This is a genomic window from Stenotrophomonas sp. FBCC-B152, assembly GCF_059134105.1.
In genome coordinates this window covers 2,744,231-2,760,828 of sequence record NZ_CP101442.1, presented here as the reverse complement: position 1 = coordinate 2,760,828, position 16,598 = coordinate 2,744,231, and the positions used below count along the sequence as shown (strand labels likewise).

Sequence of the window (16,598 nt, the reverse complement as noted above, 5' to 3'; positions counted from 1 at the left end):
ACGCCTCACACTGGCGGCCGGGGCGTTAATCGCGGGTCGGAGAACCGGGCCGGGCATGCACCTGCGCTTCACGCGGGCGGCCGGGCAGGTATCCTTGGGGCCGTGTCCTCCCTTCTGCCGCCGCCGCATGCGCGTTGAACCTGCCGACATCGAAGCGCTGTTCGATGCGATCCCCGATGTGCTGTTCTTCATGAAGGACCGCGACGGGCGCTATACGCATATCAACCAGACGATGCTGCGTCGGCTCGGGCTGAAGTCGCGCAAGGAGGTGATCGGGCGCACCGCCGCCGAGATCTACCCGACGGGGCTGGGCGCGGACTACGCCACCCAGGATGCGCAGGTGCTGGCCGGGAAGGTGATCGAGAACCTGATGGAGCTGCACCTGTTCGCCAACCGCGAGCCGGGCTGGTGCCTGACCTGCAAGCGGCCGTTGCTGGTGGACGGGCAGATCCGGGGGCTGATCGGCATTTCGCGCGACTTGGGCCAGAAAGACAGCCTGGGCACGCAATACGAGCAGCTGCGGCTGGCGCTGGCCCACCTGAACGCGCATTACGCCGAGAACGTGCGCATGCAGACCCTGCTGGATATCACCGGGTTCTCGCTGTCCAAGCTGGAGCGCACCTTCCGCCGGGTGTTCCAGATGACCCCGCAGCAGGTGCTGACCCGGCTGCGCATCCAGATGGCGGTGCACCTGCTGCACGGCAGCGACACCATCGCCAGCATCGGCCAGGCGTGCGGGTTCACCGACCAGAGCGCGTTCACCCGCAAGTTCAAGGCCGAGGTCGGCGTGTCGCCGCGGGCCTATCGCGCCCAGATCGCCGAGCGCGCCGAGGCCTGATTACAGGGGCATGGGCGTTGCCCCTATCCCGTCCGCCGGCCGGACAAGGTATGGTGTCGCACCTGTTGCCCGCCAATCGATTCCGATGCCCGCATCCCAGACTCCGGCCTCCGCCGCCGCACCCGCCGACACCCGCCTCGGGAGCTCGCTCAAGCCCCGCCAGCTGATCATGATGGGCCTGGGCAGCGCCATCGGCGCCGGCCTGTTCCTGGGCTCCGGCGTGGGCGTGCATGCCGCCGGACCGGCCGTGCTGCTGTCCTACCTGGTGGCCGGTGCGCTGGTGATCATCGTGATGAACGCGCTGGGCGAAATGGCTGCGGCAAAGCCGACCAGCGGCGCGTTCTCGGTGTATGCCGCCGACGCCATGGGCGCCACCGCCGGTGCCACGGTGGGCTGGTTGTGGTGGGTGCAGCTGGTGATCGTGATCGCCGCCGAAGCGGTCGGCGCGGCCGGCCTGCTGGCCACGGTGTGGCCGGTGATCCCGGTGCCGATGGCAGCGCTGGCGTTCATGCTGTTCTTCACCGCGATCAACCTGCTGGGGGTGAAGAACTTCGGTGAATTCGAGTTCTGGTTCGCCATCCTCAAGGTGGCTGCCATCATCGGCTTCATCCTGATCGGCGTGGCGCTGCTGATGGGCTGGCTGCCGGACGTGGTCTCGCCGGGCTTCAGCAACTTCACTGAACACGGCGGTTTCGCGCCCAACGGGCTGGCCGGGATCGGTGCGGCCCTGCTGGTGGTGGTGTTCGCCTTCGGCGGTACCGAAATCGTGGCAGTGGCCGCGGCCGAAACCGAAGACCCCGAGCGCAGCATCGCCCGCGCCATCCGCACCGTGGCCTGGCGCATCCTGGTGTTCTACATCGGCTCGCTGAGCGTGATCATCGCCGTGGTGCCGTGGACCAGCGACGCGCTGAAGTCGCCGTTCGCCGCCGTGCTGCAGGTGGCCAACATTCCAGGCGCGGCCACGGCCATCACCCTGATCGCGGTGATCGCGCTGCTGTCGGCGCTCAACGCCAACCTGTATGGCGCCTCGCGCATGATGTATTCGCTGGCGCGCCGCCGCGAAGCCCCGGCGGTGCTGGGCTGGACCGACCCCCGCCACGTGCCGATCATCGCGGTGCTGGCCAGCGTGCTGTTCGGCTTTGCCGCCACGGTGATGGAGTTGGTGTTCCCGGACAAGGTGCTGCCGGTGCTGCTGAACATCGTCGGTTCCACCTGCCTGCTGGTGTGGACGATTTCGCTGCTGTCGCAGCTGATCCTGCGCCACCGCGCCAACCGCGACGGCACCCGCCTGCCATTCCGCATGGCCGGCTACCCGTACCTGACCGTGCTCGGCCTGTGCGTGCTGGCACTGATCTTCGGCCTGCTGCTCTCCGAGGCCCACACCCGCGTGCAGTTCCTGTCGATGGCGGCGCTGACCGCGGTGATCGCGATCACCAGCGAAGTGGCACGCCGCGTGCGGCGGAACCGACACCGCCACCACGATTGATGTTGGCGTGATCCAAACAGATACGGCCCGCGAAAGCGGGCCGTATCGTTTCCAGCACTGCAACCGTCAGCCCGTCACGCGCCGCCGTTCGGGGAGCGCGCATTTCGCAGGATCTGCTCGCGCAGGCTCACCCCGTTGTCGAACTTGACCAGGGTAAGCGTTGGCGGGGCCAGAGAATCCATGTTCGGTTCGCTCGCCGGCGGCATCGTGCGGAAGAGCGAGTGTTCACGGTGCGCTTGAAGCACTTGTGTCATGTCCGTCGGCAGGCCAGCAAGATCGCCATTGCGAAGGTTGATGCCCGGGTCTGAGATGTGGCGTTGCGCGTCTGCGGCAACAGGTTGTGCAGGCACTCGCGACGTCGCGTTGGCAGGGCTTGGAATGCTGCTTGTCTGGTACACCATGGTTATCGATCCGTTGCGAAGGGTCATGCAGTGTGGCGACGTTCTGGCCTTGCTTCTTGCATGAATCCATCGGCAAGTCCGGATGCGCGCAGCCACGCAGGGCGTGGCTCTACGCAATGGTCTGCCGGGATCCGACCCCCCAAAAAAAACGGCCCGCTTGCGCGGGCCGTCTTCGTATCACCTGGCGGGAGGAATCAGACCTCCACGCCCTCGTCTTCCTTGTACGCATCCACCGGGATGCAGGCGCACATCACGTTCTTGTCGCCGTACACGTTGTCCACGCGGGCCACCGGCGGCCAGTACTTCTGCTGGCGCAGGCTGGCCAGCGGGAAGGCCGCCAGTTCACGCGGGTAGGCGTGCGACCACTCGCTGGCCGACACTGCGGTGGCGGTGTGCGGGGCGTGCTTGAGCGGGTTGTCTTCGCGGTCCAGGCGGCCGTCTTCGATCGCGGCGATTTCCTCGCGGATCTGGATCATCGCGTTGATGAAGCGGTCCAGCTCGTGCAGCGATTCGCTTTCGGTCGGCTCCACCATCAGCGTGCCGGCGACCGGGAAGCTCAGGGTCGGGGCGTGGAAGCCGAAGTCGATCAGGCGCTTGGCCACGTCTTCAGCGGCCACGCCGGAGGTCTTCTCCAGCGGGCGCACGTCCAGGATGCACTCGTGCGCCACCAGCCCGTTGCGGCCGGTGTACAGCGTCTTGAAGTGCGGGGCCAGGCGCTTTGCGATGTAGTTGGCGTTGAGCAGTGCCACCTGGGTGGCCTTGCGCAGGCCTTCGGTGCCCATCAGCGTGATGTACATCCAGCTGATCGGCAGGATCGAGGCGCTGCCGAAGCTGGCCGCGCTGACCATGCCCACCGGGCCGTTGTCGCCCAGCTTGCCCGGCAGGAACGGGGCAAGGTGCGACTTGACCGCGCACGGGCCCACGCCCGGGCCGCCGCCGCCGTGCGGAATGCAGAAGGTCTTGTGCAGGTTCAGGTGCGACACGTCCGAGCCCCACTTGCCGGGCTTGGCCACGCCGACCAGGGCGTTCATGTTGGCGCCGTCGGTGTACACCTGGCCGCCGTGCTTGTGGATGATCTCGCAGATCTCGACCACTTCTTCCTCGAACACGCCGTGCGTGGAGGGATAGGTCATCATGATCGCGGCCAGGCGGTCGCTGTACTTCTCGGCGTTGATGCGGATGTCTTCCACATCGACGTTGCCGTTGCCGTCGGTCTTGGTCACCACCACCTTCATGCCGCACATCTGCGCCGAGGCCGGGTTGGTGCCGTGCGCCGAATCGGGAATCAGGCAGACATCGCGGTGGTCTTCGCCGCGCGAGCGGTGGTAGGCGCGGATCGCCAGCAGGCCGGCGTACTCGCCCTGCGCGCCGGAGTTCGGCTGCAGGCTTACCGCGTCATAGCCGGTGCATTCCACCAGCATCGCTTCCAGCCCGTCGATCAGTTCCTTGTAGCCGGTGGCCTGGTCGGCCGGGGCCAGCGGGTGGATGTTGGCGAATTCCGGCCAGGTCACCGGGATCATCTCGGCGGTGGCGTTGAGCTTCATGGTGCAGCTGCCCAGCGGGATCATGGTGCGATCCATCGCCAGGTCCTTGTCGGCCAGCGAGCGCAGGTACCGCAGCAGCTCGTGTTCGCTGTGGTGGGTGTTGAACACCGGGTGGGTCAGGAACGCGCTGGTGCGCACCAGGCCGGCCGGCAGGGCATCGGCGGTGGCCGCGTCCAGTGCTTCCACGTCCACGCTGGCACCGAACAGCTGGCCGAGCGCGACGATGTCGGCGCGGGTGGCGGTTTCATCCAGGCTGATGCCGACCGCTTCGCTGTCGATCGCACGCAGGTTGATGCGGGCAGCGGCGGCCTTGGCGTGGATCGCCTTGGCGTCGATGTCCTTGACGTGCAGGGTGTCGAAGAACTGCTCACCCACATTGACCCCGGCGTTGCGCAGCGCGGCGGCCAGGATCGCGGCCAGGCGGTGGGTGCGGCGGGCGATGCGGGTCAGGCCCTCCGGGCCGTGGTACACGGCATACATCGAGGCCATCACCGCCAGCAGCACCTGGGCGGTGCAGATGTTGGACGTGGCCTTCTCGCGGCGGATGTGCTGCTCGCGGGTCTGCAGGGTGAGGCGGTAGGCAGCATTGCCTGCGGCATCGACCGACACGCCGATCAGGCGGCCCGGCATCGAGCGCTTGTAGGCATCGCGGCAGGCCATGAAGGCCGCGTGCGGGCCACCGAAGCCGAACGGCACGCCGAAGCGCTGCGAGTTGCCCACCACGATGTCCGCGCCCCATTCGCCGGGGGCGGCGATCAGGGTCAGTGCCAGCAGGTCGGTGGCCACGGCCACCAGGCCGCCGCGCGCGTGCACGGCATCGGCCAGCGCCTTGTAGTCGCCGATATGGCCGAAGGTGTCGGGGTACTGCAGCAGCACGCCGTAGGCTTCGGCTTCCATGGCTTCAGCCGGGGTGCCCACGCGCAGCACGATGCCCATCGGCTCGGCGCGGGTGCGCAGCAGTTCCAGCGTCTGCGGGTGCACGGCGTCGTGCACGAAGAAGGTGTCGGACTTGCTCTTGGCTGAACGCTTGGCCAGGGTCATCGCTTCGGCCGCGGCGGTGGCTTCATCGAGCAGCGAGGCGTTGGCGATTTCCATGCCGGTCAGGTCGGCGCACAGGGTCTGGAAGTTGATCAGCGCTTCCATGCGGCCCTGCGAGATCTCGGCCTGGTACGGGGTGTAGGCGGTGTACCACGCCGGGTTTTCCAGCACGTTGCGCAGGATGACGTTCGGGGTGAGCGTGCCGTAGTAGCCCTGGCCGATGAAGCTGCGGAACACCTGGTTCTTGTCGGCGATGGTGCGGATCTTGGCCAGCGCTTCCACTTCGGTAAGCGAGCTGGGCAGCGCCAGCGCGGCCGGCGACTTGATGCCCGACGGCACGATGGCGTCGGTCAGTGCGTCCAGCGAGGCGTGGCCGACCACGTCGAGCATCTGCGCGATTTCGGCATCGTTGGGGCCGATGTGGCGTTCGACGAACGCGTGGTGGTGTTCAAGCTCGCGCAGGGTAGGGGTGTTCTGGGACATGGCTGGCATCCAAAAGAGTGGGCACGCACGTTCGGAAGCGCGGACGGGGCGTGTCGTGGGCGACAACGATCCACCGGACCCTGCGGTCTTCCTGGGTGCCCCTCTGTCCTTTTGCCTGAGAGTTTAAAAGCGCGCGGCTGCGTGCTTCGTGCCCCTTCGGCGCCGGCACTGGCCGGTCTCTCCAGAGTTTTGGTGCGGGTGGTATCGGGCCTGAGCGATTACGGGCGTTGCGCCTTCGGCAGCGGGCGCTTCAAAACACAGCGCCGCTTCTCCCACCATGTAGCCCGGCGATTATAGCCCAGCGGCCCGCCCGGCAACGCCCGTCCGGCACATGAACAGGGGGCGCCGACCGTGTCGTAACCAGCCCCCGGGCATGGTGCCAGGCAGGCGGACGGCCTATCATGGCTGGATCCTCGTATTCATCAGGCGCCACCGCAGGCTGCGGCCGGCGCCTTCCGTGCGTTCACGCGCGGCCGCTGACGGAAGACCCGATGACACCCGTTCCGCCCTCCAACCGCCGCCTGGCCCTGCTGCTTGCCGGCCTGGCCATGTTCGGCCCGTTTTCGATCGACACCATCTTCCCGGCGTTCCTGCTGCTGGGCGAGCGGATGCAGGTCGACCAGGTGGCGGTGCAGCAGACGGTCAGCGTGTACCTGCTGTTCTACGGCCTGATGAGCCTGGCGCACGGGCCGCTGTCGGACGCGTTCGGCCGCCGCCGGGTGATCCTGGGCGGGCTGGTGCTGTTCATCGCCGCCTCGATCGGCTGCGCGCTGTCGCGCGACCTGACCACGCTGCTGGTGTTCCGCGCGCTGCAGGGCGTGACCGCCGGCGTGGGCGTGATCGTGGGCCGCGCGGTGATCCGCGACCTGTACCACGGCGCCGACGCGCAGCGGCTGATGAGCCAGGTCTCGATGATCTTCGGCATTGCGCCGGCGATCGCGCCGATCATCGGCGGCTGGATCCTGCTCGGCGGTGGCGACTGGCCGCTGATCTTCTGGTTCCTGGTGGCGTTCGCGCTGGTGCTGCTGGTAGCGACCGGCAAGTGGCTGCCGGAAACCCACCCGGTGGAAGCACGCACGCCGCTGTCCACCAGGGCGCTGCTGCGCAGTTATGTGCAGATGGGCACCAACCCGCGCCTGCTGCGCCTGGCCGCGGCCGGTGCGTTCAATTTCTCCGGCATTTTCCTGTACATCGCCTCGGCACCGGTGTTCGTGATGCAGCATCTGCAACTGGGCGAAGGTGGCTTTGCCTGGCTGTTCATTCCCACCATCGGCGGCATGACCATGGGCTCGTTCCTGTCCGGCCGCATGGCGGGGCGGATGACCGCCGCGCGCCAGGTCGGTATCGGCTTCAGCCTGTGCGCGGTATCGGCGCTGGTCAACCTGGCCTACGTGGCGGCCGTGGGCCAGATCGCGTTGCCGTGGGCGGTGCTGCCCATCTTCATCGGTGGCGTGGGCATGGCGCTGATCTTCCCGATCCTGGCGCTGGCGGTGCTGGACATGTACCCGCACCAGCGCGGGCTGGCCTCGTCGATGCAGATGTTCCTGCAGCTGATGATCAACACCGTGGTGGCCGGGGTGGTGTCGCCGCTTCTCAGCCACACGCCGCTGCACCTGGCGCTGGGCTATGCCGGTTTCTTCGCCATCGGCGCCAGTTTCTGGTTCTGGGAGCGCCGCTGCGAGCGCCGCCGCGAGGCCCTGGCCGGCCTGGCCTGAGCCGGTGCGTTATCCTTTCCCCATCTGTTGAAGTCCGGAAGTCCCCCTGATGTCGACCACCTCCAAGCTGCGCCGTGACCTGCGCAAGCGCCGCGAAACCGAAGCGGCCAACCGTGAAAAGGCCAACGCGTCGCCGGTGGAGCCACATGCCGAACTGCGCGACCAGCAACGCACGCTGCTGGCCGGGGTGGTGCGCCGCGATGGCGAATGGGTGCTGGGCATGGACGGCCGTATCGCCGGCCAGACCCCCAGTGCCGCCCGCGTACTGGCGCTGATCATGCAGGCCGCCGAACTGCACGAGCGCCAGGGAACCCCGGTGCGCCTGGTGTATTCGGATGCATTGAAAGACGCCGCGCACGCCGAAGCCAAGGCCGACGGCAAGGATTTCGAGCAGTTCAAGGCGGAACTCGCGGCTTCCCTCAAGCCCAAGGCGTAGAGCCACGCCCTGCGTGGCTGCCCCATACCTCGCGCGCTGCCAGCAGACGCGGCTGCCGGTGAATCGAGTGCCGGGGCGGTATACCCTTTCCGGCAAATGTCCCCCGGCGTCGGCCTCCGGCCGACGCCGGGGGACATTTGCACAGGGGCCTACCGGTCGCGGCGGGGCCCTCGACGCTCGCGAGAAAAAAAGCCGGCCATGTAGGCCGGCTTTTTTGGCTTAAGGAGCCTTCGGCGCTGCCGCCGCTGCGGCGGGCGGCTGCCACCCGCACATCTGCCCCTGGTTCTGCTGCTTGAGCCAGTCGTTGACCGGGGTGAAGTACTCGATCATCGGGCCGGCATCGAGCTTGTCGCCGCCGGTGATTTCCTTCAGCGTGGCCTGCCACGGCTGGCTGGCACCCTTGCTCAGCATCGCCCAGAACTTCTGGCCGGCTTCCTTGTTGCCGTAGAAGCTGCACTGGTGCAGCGGGCCCTTGTAGCCGGCCGCATCGCACAGGCCCTTGTAGAACTGGAACTGCAGGATGCGCGCCAGGAAGTAGCGCGTGTACGGGGTGTTGCCCGGCACGTGGTACTTCGCGCCCGGATCGAAGAACTCCTCGCCACGCGCCGAGGCCGGGGCCACGCCCTGGTACTTGGCTTTCAGGTCCCACCACGCCTTGTTGTACTGGTCCGGGGTGATCGAACCATCGAACACGCCCCAGCGCCAGCGGTCGATCATCAGCCCGAACGGCAGGAACGATACGCCGCTCAGGGCCATGCGCATCTGCGCGTTGATGGTTGCTTCGCGGCTTTCCTGCGGCTTGTCGACCAGGCCGATCGAGTTCAGGTACTGCGGGGTCATCGCCAGCACGATGGTGTCGCCGATCGCTTCGTGGAAGCCATCGTTGGCACCGCCCTGGAACAGCGGCGGCAGCGGGTTGTAGGCCAGGTCGTAATAAATGTGGCCCAGCTCGTGGTAGATGGTGGTGAAGTTTTCTTCGTTCGGCTTGATGCACATCTTGGTGCGCACGTCGCCTTCCATGTTCATGTCCCACGCGCTGGCGTGGCAGACCACGTCACGGTCCAGCGGCTTGATGAACTGGGTCTTGTCCCAGTAGGACTTCGGTAGCGCCGGCATGCCCAGCGACACGTAGAAGTCCTGCGCGCGTTCGGTCATCTGCTTGGCGGTACGCAGTTCGGCGTCACGCTGCGCCTTGTACAGCGCTTCCACGTTCGCGTTGCTGCCACCTGGCTTGGCAAGCGCACCGCTCAGGTTGGCCTGGTACTGCTTTTCCAGCGCGGCGGTGATGTCCAGGCTGCCCGCGCCCGGGTACGGCTCGAGCTGGTCCCACAGGTTGGACCAGTCCTGCTGCCACATGTTGCCCAGCAGGTGCGCGGCGATCAGGCCGCCTTCGGTTTCCGCCTTGTCCTTGCCATAGGTGCCGTCCAGCTTGGTACGCGCGTAGCAGTGCAGCTGCTCGTACATCGGCTTGACCTGTTCCCACAGGCGGTCGGTTTCCGGGCCGATCTGCTCGGGCGGCATGTCGTAGCCGCTGCGCCACATCTGGCCGGCGTCGGCGAAGCCCATTTCCTTGGCGCCTTCGTTGACCAGGCCGACGAAGCGCTGGTAATCGGCGCGCATCGGCTTGGTGGTGGCGTGCCAGCCCTGCCAGGCATCCAGCTGCTTGTCGTAGTCGCGGCTGCGCGCCAGCACCTGTTCCAGGTCGCCGAGCTGGCGGCAGGTGGCCGGGTTGGCCTCGTCGGTGCAGTACTTGCCCGACCCGTAGGCGCCTTCCATGCGGCTGGCGATGCGGGTCAGCTCGCCCAGCTTGGCCGGGTCGCGCGGCGCCGGCATGGCGGTCATCAGCTTGAGCAGGTGGATCTGGCGCTTGGTGTCTTCGCTCATCGGCTGGCCGTCGTACGTGCCGGCCTGGGCGATCCAGCCATTCAGGATGGTCAGCCAGCGCTCGTTGGCCTTGGCCGCCACGCGCTCGGAATCGTCATTGATGTAGGTCGAGGACAGCCACTGGGCCGAGGTCATTTCCGGGTACAGGGCCTTGTACTCGGCGTTGACGCGGGCGATGAACTGGTCCGCGGTTTCGGTCGGCGCGGCGGTGCCTGCGGCCGGTGCATCGGTCTTGGACGGTTCCTTCTGGCAGGCCGCCAGCGTCAGTGCGGCAGCACCGACAGCCAGGGCCAGCAGGAGCGGGCGGTGGTTCACGGGGACATCCTTGGGTGGTGACAGACCGGCGAAGGCTAGTGGGGCCGCCGCCGCACCGCAAGGGCCACAGGTCCCGTCAGCGCCCGCAGCCGGCGAACAGGTCGCGGTCGCGCTCGTACAGCGCGGTCTTCACCTGCATCAGGCCCAGCACCGACGGGAACACGTTGTCATGGTCGGTGTACTGGCTGGCACGCCGGCGCACGCAGGCCAGGTCCAGCCCGCGGCTGGCGGCGAAGCCGGGCGAGAACCACATGGTCATCGGCACCCGGGTCTGTTCCTGCGGCGCGATCGCGTACGGCACCCCGTGCAGGTACAGGCCCTTCTCGCCGAGCGATTCACCATGGTCGGACAGGTAGATCATCGCCGTGTCGTAATCCTGCATGCCCTGCAGCGTGCCGATGGTGTGGGCCAGCAGCTGGTCGGTGTACAGCAGCGCGTTGTCGTAGCTGTTGGTGATTTCCTCGCGGCTGCACTTGCCCAGGTCCGGGGTGTCACAGGTCGGAGTGAAGCGGCGGAAACGGGTGGGGTAGCGCTCGAAGTAGCTCGGGCCGTGGTTGCCCAGCTGGTGCAGCACCACCACGCGGTCGCCCGGCTTGGCGCGGACCTGTTCGGCGAGGTTGTCGATCAGGATCTCGTCCATGCAGCGGCCGTTGGCGCACAGGGTGGGGTGGGTGGCATCGTCCAGCGCCTGCATCGGCAGGCCTTCGCACACGCCCTTGCAGCCGGACTGGTTGTCGCGCCACAGCGTGCCGATGCCGGCGTGGTCGAGCACGTGCAGCAGCGACTGGTGCGCACGGATCTTCTTCTCGTCGTAGTCATGGCGGCCATACGGTGAGAACAGGCAGGGCAGCGACACCTCGGTGCTGGTGCCGCACGAATGCATGTCGGTGAAGTTGATCGCACTGGTCTGCGCCAGCTGCGGCGTGGTCTGCCGCGCGTAACCATTCAAGCCCCAGTTCTGCGCACGCGCGGTTTCGCCCATCACGATCACCAGCAGGCGCGGCTTGCTGTCGGCCGCGCGCGGCGTGGCCTTCGCATCCAGCCCGATCGGAAGTTTCGGCGCGCGCTGGATCGGGTTGTCGCCGCGCAGCGCCTTGGGCAGGCCCAGCAGGTAGTTGCCGGGTGTGGCCAGGTAACGCACTTCGCGCTGGTTGCGCATCAGCGCCGACATTTCCTGGAACGACAGCAGCGAGCCGCCCAGTGCCACCGCGGCCGACAGCAGCAGGAAACTGCCGCGCCACAGCAGCGCCTTGCCCCAGCTGCGGCGCAGCAGCTGCACGCGCCACAGCACGACCATCGGCAGCGCCGCCAGCAGGACCAGCGGTGCGACCAGGCTCGGGGTGATCAGCTCACGGCTTTCCTTGTGGTCGGTCGCCAGCACATTGCGCAGCATGTCCGCATCCAGGTAGATGTGGTAGCTGCCCATGTAGTGCGCGGCCATGGCCGTGCCCAGCAGCAGCACCCCGATCATCACCTTGGCGTTCCAGCGCCACACCAGCAGCCCCATCAGCAGGCTGTGCGCGCCGACCAGCAGCAACAGCAGCGACAGGCCGAAGCGCAGGCTGCCCGGGTGGGTGGCCATCGCGCTGTGCCAGAACAGGCCATTGCAGGCCAGCGCGAAGAACACGCTGGTGAGGGCGATCAGGGTTTCGGTGGACCAGGTCGGGCGCCAGTGACGCACGGCGGTGAACGCGGTCAGGCGCGGCATGCGCGATGCGACGGTGTTCATGCGCGTACTCCGCGGGCGGTGATGCGGCGAACCAGCAGGAACAACAGCAGCGACACCGTCCAGCAGGTTGCCAGCGTCCACAGGTCATGCGACAGGAAATGTGCGCCACGCAGCTGCTGCGCGGCGCCGAACACGCCGCCGGCAACCAGCCCCACGGCAAGACCTCGCCAGCGCCAGGCCGGGCGCACCAGCAGCGCGAAGAAATACAGGCTCACCCAGGCAAACCCGGCACTGGAATGCCCGGCCGGAAAGCACACCCCGCGCGGCATGCCGTGCGGGCGGGTGGCGAACAGGCCCACGTACTCGCGCAGGCCGCCGTAGCGCGCCAGGTCCCACGGGCAGTCCATGTTGGTGAGCGACTTCAGCAGCGACACCACGCCGGTGCCGAGCGCGACGGCCAGTACCAGGTACAGCAGCGGCCAGCGCCATGCGGCCGCGCGTTCGTGCCGCCAGGCGTGGAAGCACAGCACGATGGCCAGCAGCGTTGCCGCTGCGCTCAGCCACTTGCCACCCTTGTGGATCAGCTGGCTGGTGGCCCATGCGTTCTGCAGGAGCCAGTGATGGCCTTCCATGCGGTACAGCTGGTCCGCAAGCCACTGGTCACCTCCGCCGACCATCAGCACGGCACTGGTGGCCAGGACGGCCAGCAGCGGCCAGCCGAGATGGTGGCGCAGGAACCCGGACGCCTGCGCGGGCGCATCGGAAGCAAGCGGGACAAGTGCAGGGGAAGCAGGAAGCATCAGGCTGGGCCGGCGGGGAAACCGGCGCCATGGTCGTCAGCGGCGTGTCGGAGACCGGTCGGAGCGATGTTCCCCGCGCGTTAATCGGCCGCGCTGTGCATCTGCGATTCAGTCACCGTCGTCCACGCCGGCGGCTGCATCCTTCGACAGCTCCGCGTGGCAGGCTGCATTCCATGCCGTGCCGGGTACCAGCCACCAGCGGTTGCGGTTGGCACTGCCGATCATCGCTGCCTGCGCGCGATCCACGCAGGGACTGATCGCCTGTTCCAGGACCAGCAGCCAGCGGTTGTGCGGCGCCTGCGCCAGCCACGGACCAGCGTCATGCCATTGTTCGTCCCATGGGCGCTTGAACCCGAAGTCGGTCACCGGCCGGTCGGCCTGCAGCAGGTTCTGCTCGCGCCAGGCCAACGCGCCCAGCTCGGCCGACGGGCCGATCCGCTCGCCGACCTGCTGCATCAAGGCCGACGAAGAACTGTACGGACCCAATGCAGGCATCAGGCCCCAGCCGTGCAGGTTCCACAGCAGCACCGCAGTCAGCACTGCAAGCATGCCGGCACGCCGCTGGCGCAGCCAGGCGGCCAGCAGCAGCACCACGATGCCGAAGCCGAGCATCCAGCCGCCCAGTACCGGCAGCAGGTTCTCCGGCATGCCGCGCTTGGCGAGCTGTGCGTGCGCCCACGCACCGTCGCCCAGCAGTTGCACGCCGATCCCCAGCGCCGCCGCACCCAGTACCAGCACGTAGGCCAGCAGCAGCCAGCGCGGACCGGGGCGGCGCAGCAGGCCGGGCAGCAGCGGCGCCGCGGCCACGCACAGCGCCGGCAGCATCGGGAAGATGTAGACCTCACGCTTGCCGGGGCTGGCAGTGAAGAACAGCAGCACCAGCAGCGCCCAGCCCAGCAGCAGCCACCAGCGGCCATCGCCGCGGCGCAGGCGCCGCCACCAGCCAGGCAGCAGCGCGGGCAGCAGCAGGCTGCCGGGCAGCCACAGCGTGGCGATCACCTGCAGGTAGTACCAGGCTGGCTGCACGTGGTGCCAGGCATTGGCGTAGCGGGTGCCGGTCTGCTTGAACAGCAGTTCGCCCGCATAGCCCTGCAGTTCCGGCGAGGGATCATTGAGCAGCGCGATCCCAAGCGGACCGAGCCACACGGCAGTGCCGAGCAGGAACGCCGGTATCAGCCACAGCAGCGCGCGCGCGCGGGGCAGCGCAACGCCGGGCCGCGGGTGGCCTTGCCAGCGCCACAGCGCCCACGGCAGCAGCACCAGCAGCGGCAGGAAGCCTACGCCCTTGGTGACCGTGCCCAGCCCGGCGGCAAAGCCGGCCACCCACAGCATCCGCGTGTTCGGCCGTTCCAGCAGGTGGCGCAGCAGCGCCCACAGCGACAAGGTGGTAAGCGCGACCAGCACCATGTCGATCTGTGCGCGCTTGGCCATCAGGCCGAACTGCAGGCAGCTGGCCAGCGACAGCACCGCCCACCATGCGATGCGCCGGTTCCACAGGCACCGCGCCAGATCCCAGCTCAGCCACAGCGTGGCCAGCGCGGCCAGCAGCGAGGGCAGCAGGAAGGCCAGGTTCCAGTGCCCGATCAGCTGGTAGGTGGCCGCCTGCATCCACATGAACACCGGCGGCTTCTCGGCATACAGTTCGCTGCCCCGGTGCGGCAGCAGCCACTGGCCGGTCTCGACCATGGCGCGGGCGGCCAGCACGAAACGGGGCTCATCCGGCGGGGTGGGGGCACGCAGTCCGATCCCAGCGGCAAGGGCCAACAGCAGGGCGAGGCAGGTCAGCAGTCGCCACCGATGGCGGGTCAGGATCGTCGGCAAGGGCAAGGGATCGGTTGGAAAGCCCGCACTGTCGCCCAGCCGATGTAAGAAAGGCGTCGAATCGGGGCGATTGCGACCGGATTCCGACATTCCAGGGGCTACCATGGCGGTATCACCCCCGAGTTCCCGACGCATGCGGCTCCTGGTCATTGAAGACAACCGCCAACTGGTCGCCAACCTGTTCGAGTATTTCGAAGCGCGTGGCCATGTCCTCGACGTCGCCCCCGATGGCGTCACCGGCCTGCACCTGGCCGCCACCCAGAACTACGACGCGCTGATCCTGGACTGGATGCTGCCGCGCATGGAAGGCCCGGACGTGCTGCGCCGCCTGCGCGTGGAGCATGGCTCGGAAGTGCCGGTGATCATGCTCACCGCCCGCGACGAACTGCCCGACAAGATCGCCGGTTTCCGCGCCGGTGCGGACGACTACCTGACCAAGCCGTTCGCCCTGCCCGAACTGGAAGTCCGCCTGGAAGCACTGCGCGTGCGCGCGCAGGGCCGCAACCCGCGCAAGGTGCTGGAAGTGGCCGATCTCACCCTGGACCTGGCCACGCTGGAGGCGCAGCGCGACGGCCAGGCCCTGCACCTGTACCCGGCCTGCCGCAAGCTGCTGGAAGTGCTGATGCGCGCCAGCCCGGCAGCGGTCACCCGGCAGCAGCTGGAATTCGCCCTGTGGGGCGACGAGCTGCCCGATGGCGACCTGCTGCGTTCCCACATCTACGAACTGCGCCGCAGCGTCGATGGCCCGTTCCAGCGCAAGCTCATCCATACCCTGCCGCGCGTGGGGTACCGCCTGGGTGCACCCGCCACCGAAGGCCACGATGAAACTGCGTAAGCCCGCGCCGCTGCACCGGCGGCTGGTCTGGTGGCTGCTGGGCTACCTGGCGATGATCTCGGTAGCGGTGTTCAGCGTGGGCAACTACGTGCACGAACATGCCGAACACTCGGCATGGCGCGCCCTGCTGAATTCCGAACTGGACAGCATTGTCAGCCACATCGAACACGAACCGCACTACCGCTGGCAGGATTCGGACACGCTGCGCCTGTTCACGGTAGATGACAGCCCCGACCTTCCTCCGGTGCTGCGCTCCCTCCACCCTGGACTGCACGACGGCGTACAGATCGCCGGTCGCTCCAGCGCGGTGATGGTGCGCGACACCAAAGGGCAGGGACGGCTGGCGCTGGCGCTGGACATCAACGACTTCCACGAGCTGGAGGAATTCGCCACCCGCTGGGTGATGCTGGCCAGCGTGGTGATGATCGTGGTGACCGTGGTGATGGCCTCCTTCGGCGTCAGCCGCCTGGTCAGCCCGCTGCGCTCGCTGGCCCGGCATATCGACGGCCTCAAGCCCGGCGTGCCCGGCCAGCGCGTCGAAGTCGACCCGCGCGGCAGTTCCGAGCTGTACGTCATCGCCGCCGCACTCAACGACTACCTGGCCCGCAACGAACAGTTCGTCGAACGCGAACGGGTGTTCATCAGCACCGCCAGCCACGAACTGCGCACGCCGATCGCGGTGATCACCGGCGCCGCCGAACTGGCGCTGGAGCAGCCCGCGCTGCCCGACCGCGCGCGCCAGCAGATGCAGCGCGTGCACCGCACCGCGCAGGGCGTGGAGCAGCTGATCCAGCTGCTGCTGGTGCTCGCGCGCGAACCGGCGCGCCTGGCCGCGTTGAAGGAACGCATCCCGCTGGACCAGCTGGTGCCGGACATCATCGAAGACCACCGCCACCTGATGGGCGACAAGGACCTGCAGATCGCCGTGCAGGGCCTGGCCAACGTGGACATCATCGCGCCCTTGGGCGTGGTCCAGGCCGCGATCGGCAACCTGCTGCGCAACGCCATCGAAAACAGCGGCCGCGGCACCATCACCATCAACGTGTCCGACCGCGCCGTGGTCACCCTGCAGGACCCGGGCGAAGGCATGAGCCCGGAAGAAATCGCCGCCGTCTACGCGCGCATGGCCCGCGGTGACCGCAACGGGCAGAGTGGGATCGGCCTGGAACTGATCGCCCGCCTGTGCGAACACCTCGGCTGGGCACTCACCATCGAACAGAGCGAACCACGCGGCACCCGCGTCATCCTCGATCTCAGCGCCTCGCTGCCGCAGGCCTGAAAACGCCGCAGCGCAACGTGGCGCACGGTGAAGACAATGTTAAGCTCAGGAAAG

At 67.8% G+C, this 16,598-nt stretch carries 12 protein-coding genes and 1 riboswitch; of the genes, 6 read left to right on the top strand and 6 right to left on the bottom strand.

Annotated elements, in window-relative coordinates:
• The first annotated feature begins 127 nt into the window (after nucleotides 1-127).
• Nucleotides 128-838, top strand: coding sequence for an AraC family transcriptional regulator (locus NMB40_RS12860; protein ID WP_282246974.1), 711 nt, complete (start codon nucleotides 128-130; stop codon nucleotides 836-838).
• Nucleotides 839-923: 85 nt separating this feature from the next.
• On the top strand, nucleotides 924-2,324 hold the full coding sequence (locus NMB40_RS12855) for an amino acid permease (protein WP_448143314.1): 1,401 nt from the start codon (nucleotides 924-926) through the stop codon (nucleotides 2,322-2,324).
• Between the two features lie 74 nt (nucleotides 2,325-2,398).
• Here the strand turns inward: NMB40_RS12855 and NMB40_RS12850 are convergent, their stop codons facing one another.
• Complete coding sequence (locus tag NMB40_RS12850; protein WP_494358646.1) at nucleotides 2,399-2,752, bottom strand: hypothetical protein; 354 nt, start codon at nucleotides 2,750-2,752, stop codon at nucleotides 2,399-2,401.
• Nucleotides 2,753-2,919: 167 nt separating this feature from the next.
• Entirely contained in the window at nucleotides 2,920-5,799 is a 2,880-nt protein-coding gene (gene gcvP, locus NMB40_RS12845; protein ID WP_494358645.1) for an aminomethyl-transferring glycine dehydrogenase, read from the bottom strand.
• Between the two features lie 84 nt (nucleotides 5,800-5,883).
• Nucleotides 5,884-5,985: riboswitch (glycine riboswitch) on the bottom strand.
• A gap of 296 nt (nucleotides 5,986-6,281) precedes the next feature.
• Here gcvP and NMB40_RS12840 point away from each other — a divergent pair.
• A complete protein-coding gene (locus tag NMB40_RS12840; RefSeq protein WP_494358644.1) occupies nucleotides 6,282-7,505 on the top strand; it encodes a multidrug effflux MFS transporter in 1,224 nt (407 codons plus the stop codon).
• Nucleotides 7,506-7,554: 49 nt separating this feature from the next.
• Nucleotides 7,555-7,941, top strand: coding sequence for a hypothetical protein (locus tag NMB40_RS12835; protein WP_282246970.1), 387 nt, complete (start codon nucleotides 7,555-7,557; stop codon nucleotides 7,939-7,941).
• Between the two features lie 219 nt (nucleotides 7,942-8,160).
• Here NMB40_RS12835 and NMB40_RS12830 read toward each other — a convergent pair whose 3' ends face one another.
• The 4 genes from NMB40_RS12830 to NMB40_RS12815 form a co-directional block, all read right to left on the bottom strand.
• Entirely contained in the window at nucleotides 8,161-10,140 is a 1,980-nt protein-coding gene (locus NMB40_RS12830; RefSeq protein ID WP_494358643.1) for a M2 family metallopeptidase, read from the bottom strand.
• Nucleotides 10,141-10,216: 76 nt separating this feature from the next.
• Entirely contained in the window at nucleotides 10,217-11,869 is a 1,653-nt protein-coding gene (locus NMB40_RS12825; RefSeq protein ID WP_494358642.1) for a phosphoethanolamine transferase, read from the bottom strand.
• Complete coding sequence (locus NMB40_RS12820) at nucleotides 11,866-12,609, bottom strand: phosphatase PAP2 family protein (protein ID WP_494358641.1); 744 nt, start codon at nucleotides 12,607-12,609, stop codon at nucleotides 11,866-11,868. The genes NMB40_RS12825 and NMB40_RS12820 overlap by 4 nt, the downstream gene beginning before the upstream one ends.
• A gap of 108 nt (nucleotides 12,610-12,717) precedes the next feature.
• Nucleotides 12,718-14,430, bottom strand: a complete 1,713-nt coding sequence (locus tag NMB40_RS12815) for a glycosyltransferase family 39 protein (RefSeq protein WP_494358640.1) — start codon at nucleotides 14,428-14,430, stop codon at nucleotides 12,718-12,720.
• 133 nt (nucleotides 14,431-14,563) lie between these two features.
• Here NMB40_RS12815 and NMB40_RS12810 point away from each other — a divergent pair, with 133 nt between their 5' ends.
• Both NMB40_RS12810 and NMB40_RS12805 read left to right on the top strand, forming a co-directional pair.
• Nucleotides 14,564-15,265, top strand: coding sequence for a response regulator transcription factor (locus tag NMB40_RS12810; protein WP_095364415.1), 702 nt, complete (start codon nucleotides 14,564-14,566; stop codon nucleotides 15,263-15,265).
• Nucleotides 15,252-16,544 carry a sensor histidine kinase gene (locus NMB40_RS12805; RefSeq protein WP_494358639.1) on the top strand — a complete coding sequence of 431 codons (1,293 nt, stop codon included), beginning with the start codon at nucleotides 15,252-15,254 and terminating at the stop codon, nucleotides 16,542-16,544. The genes NMB40_RS12810 and NMB40_RS12805 overlap by 14 nt, the downstream gene beginning before the upstream one ends.
• Nucleotides 16,545-16,598: the final 54 nt, after the last annotated feature.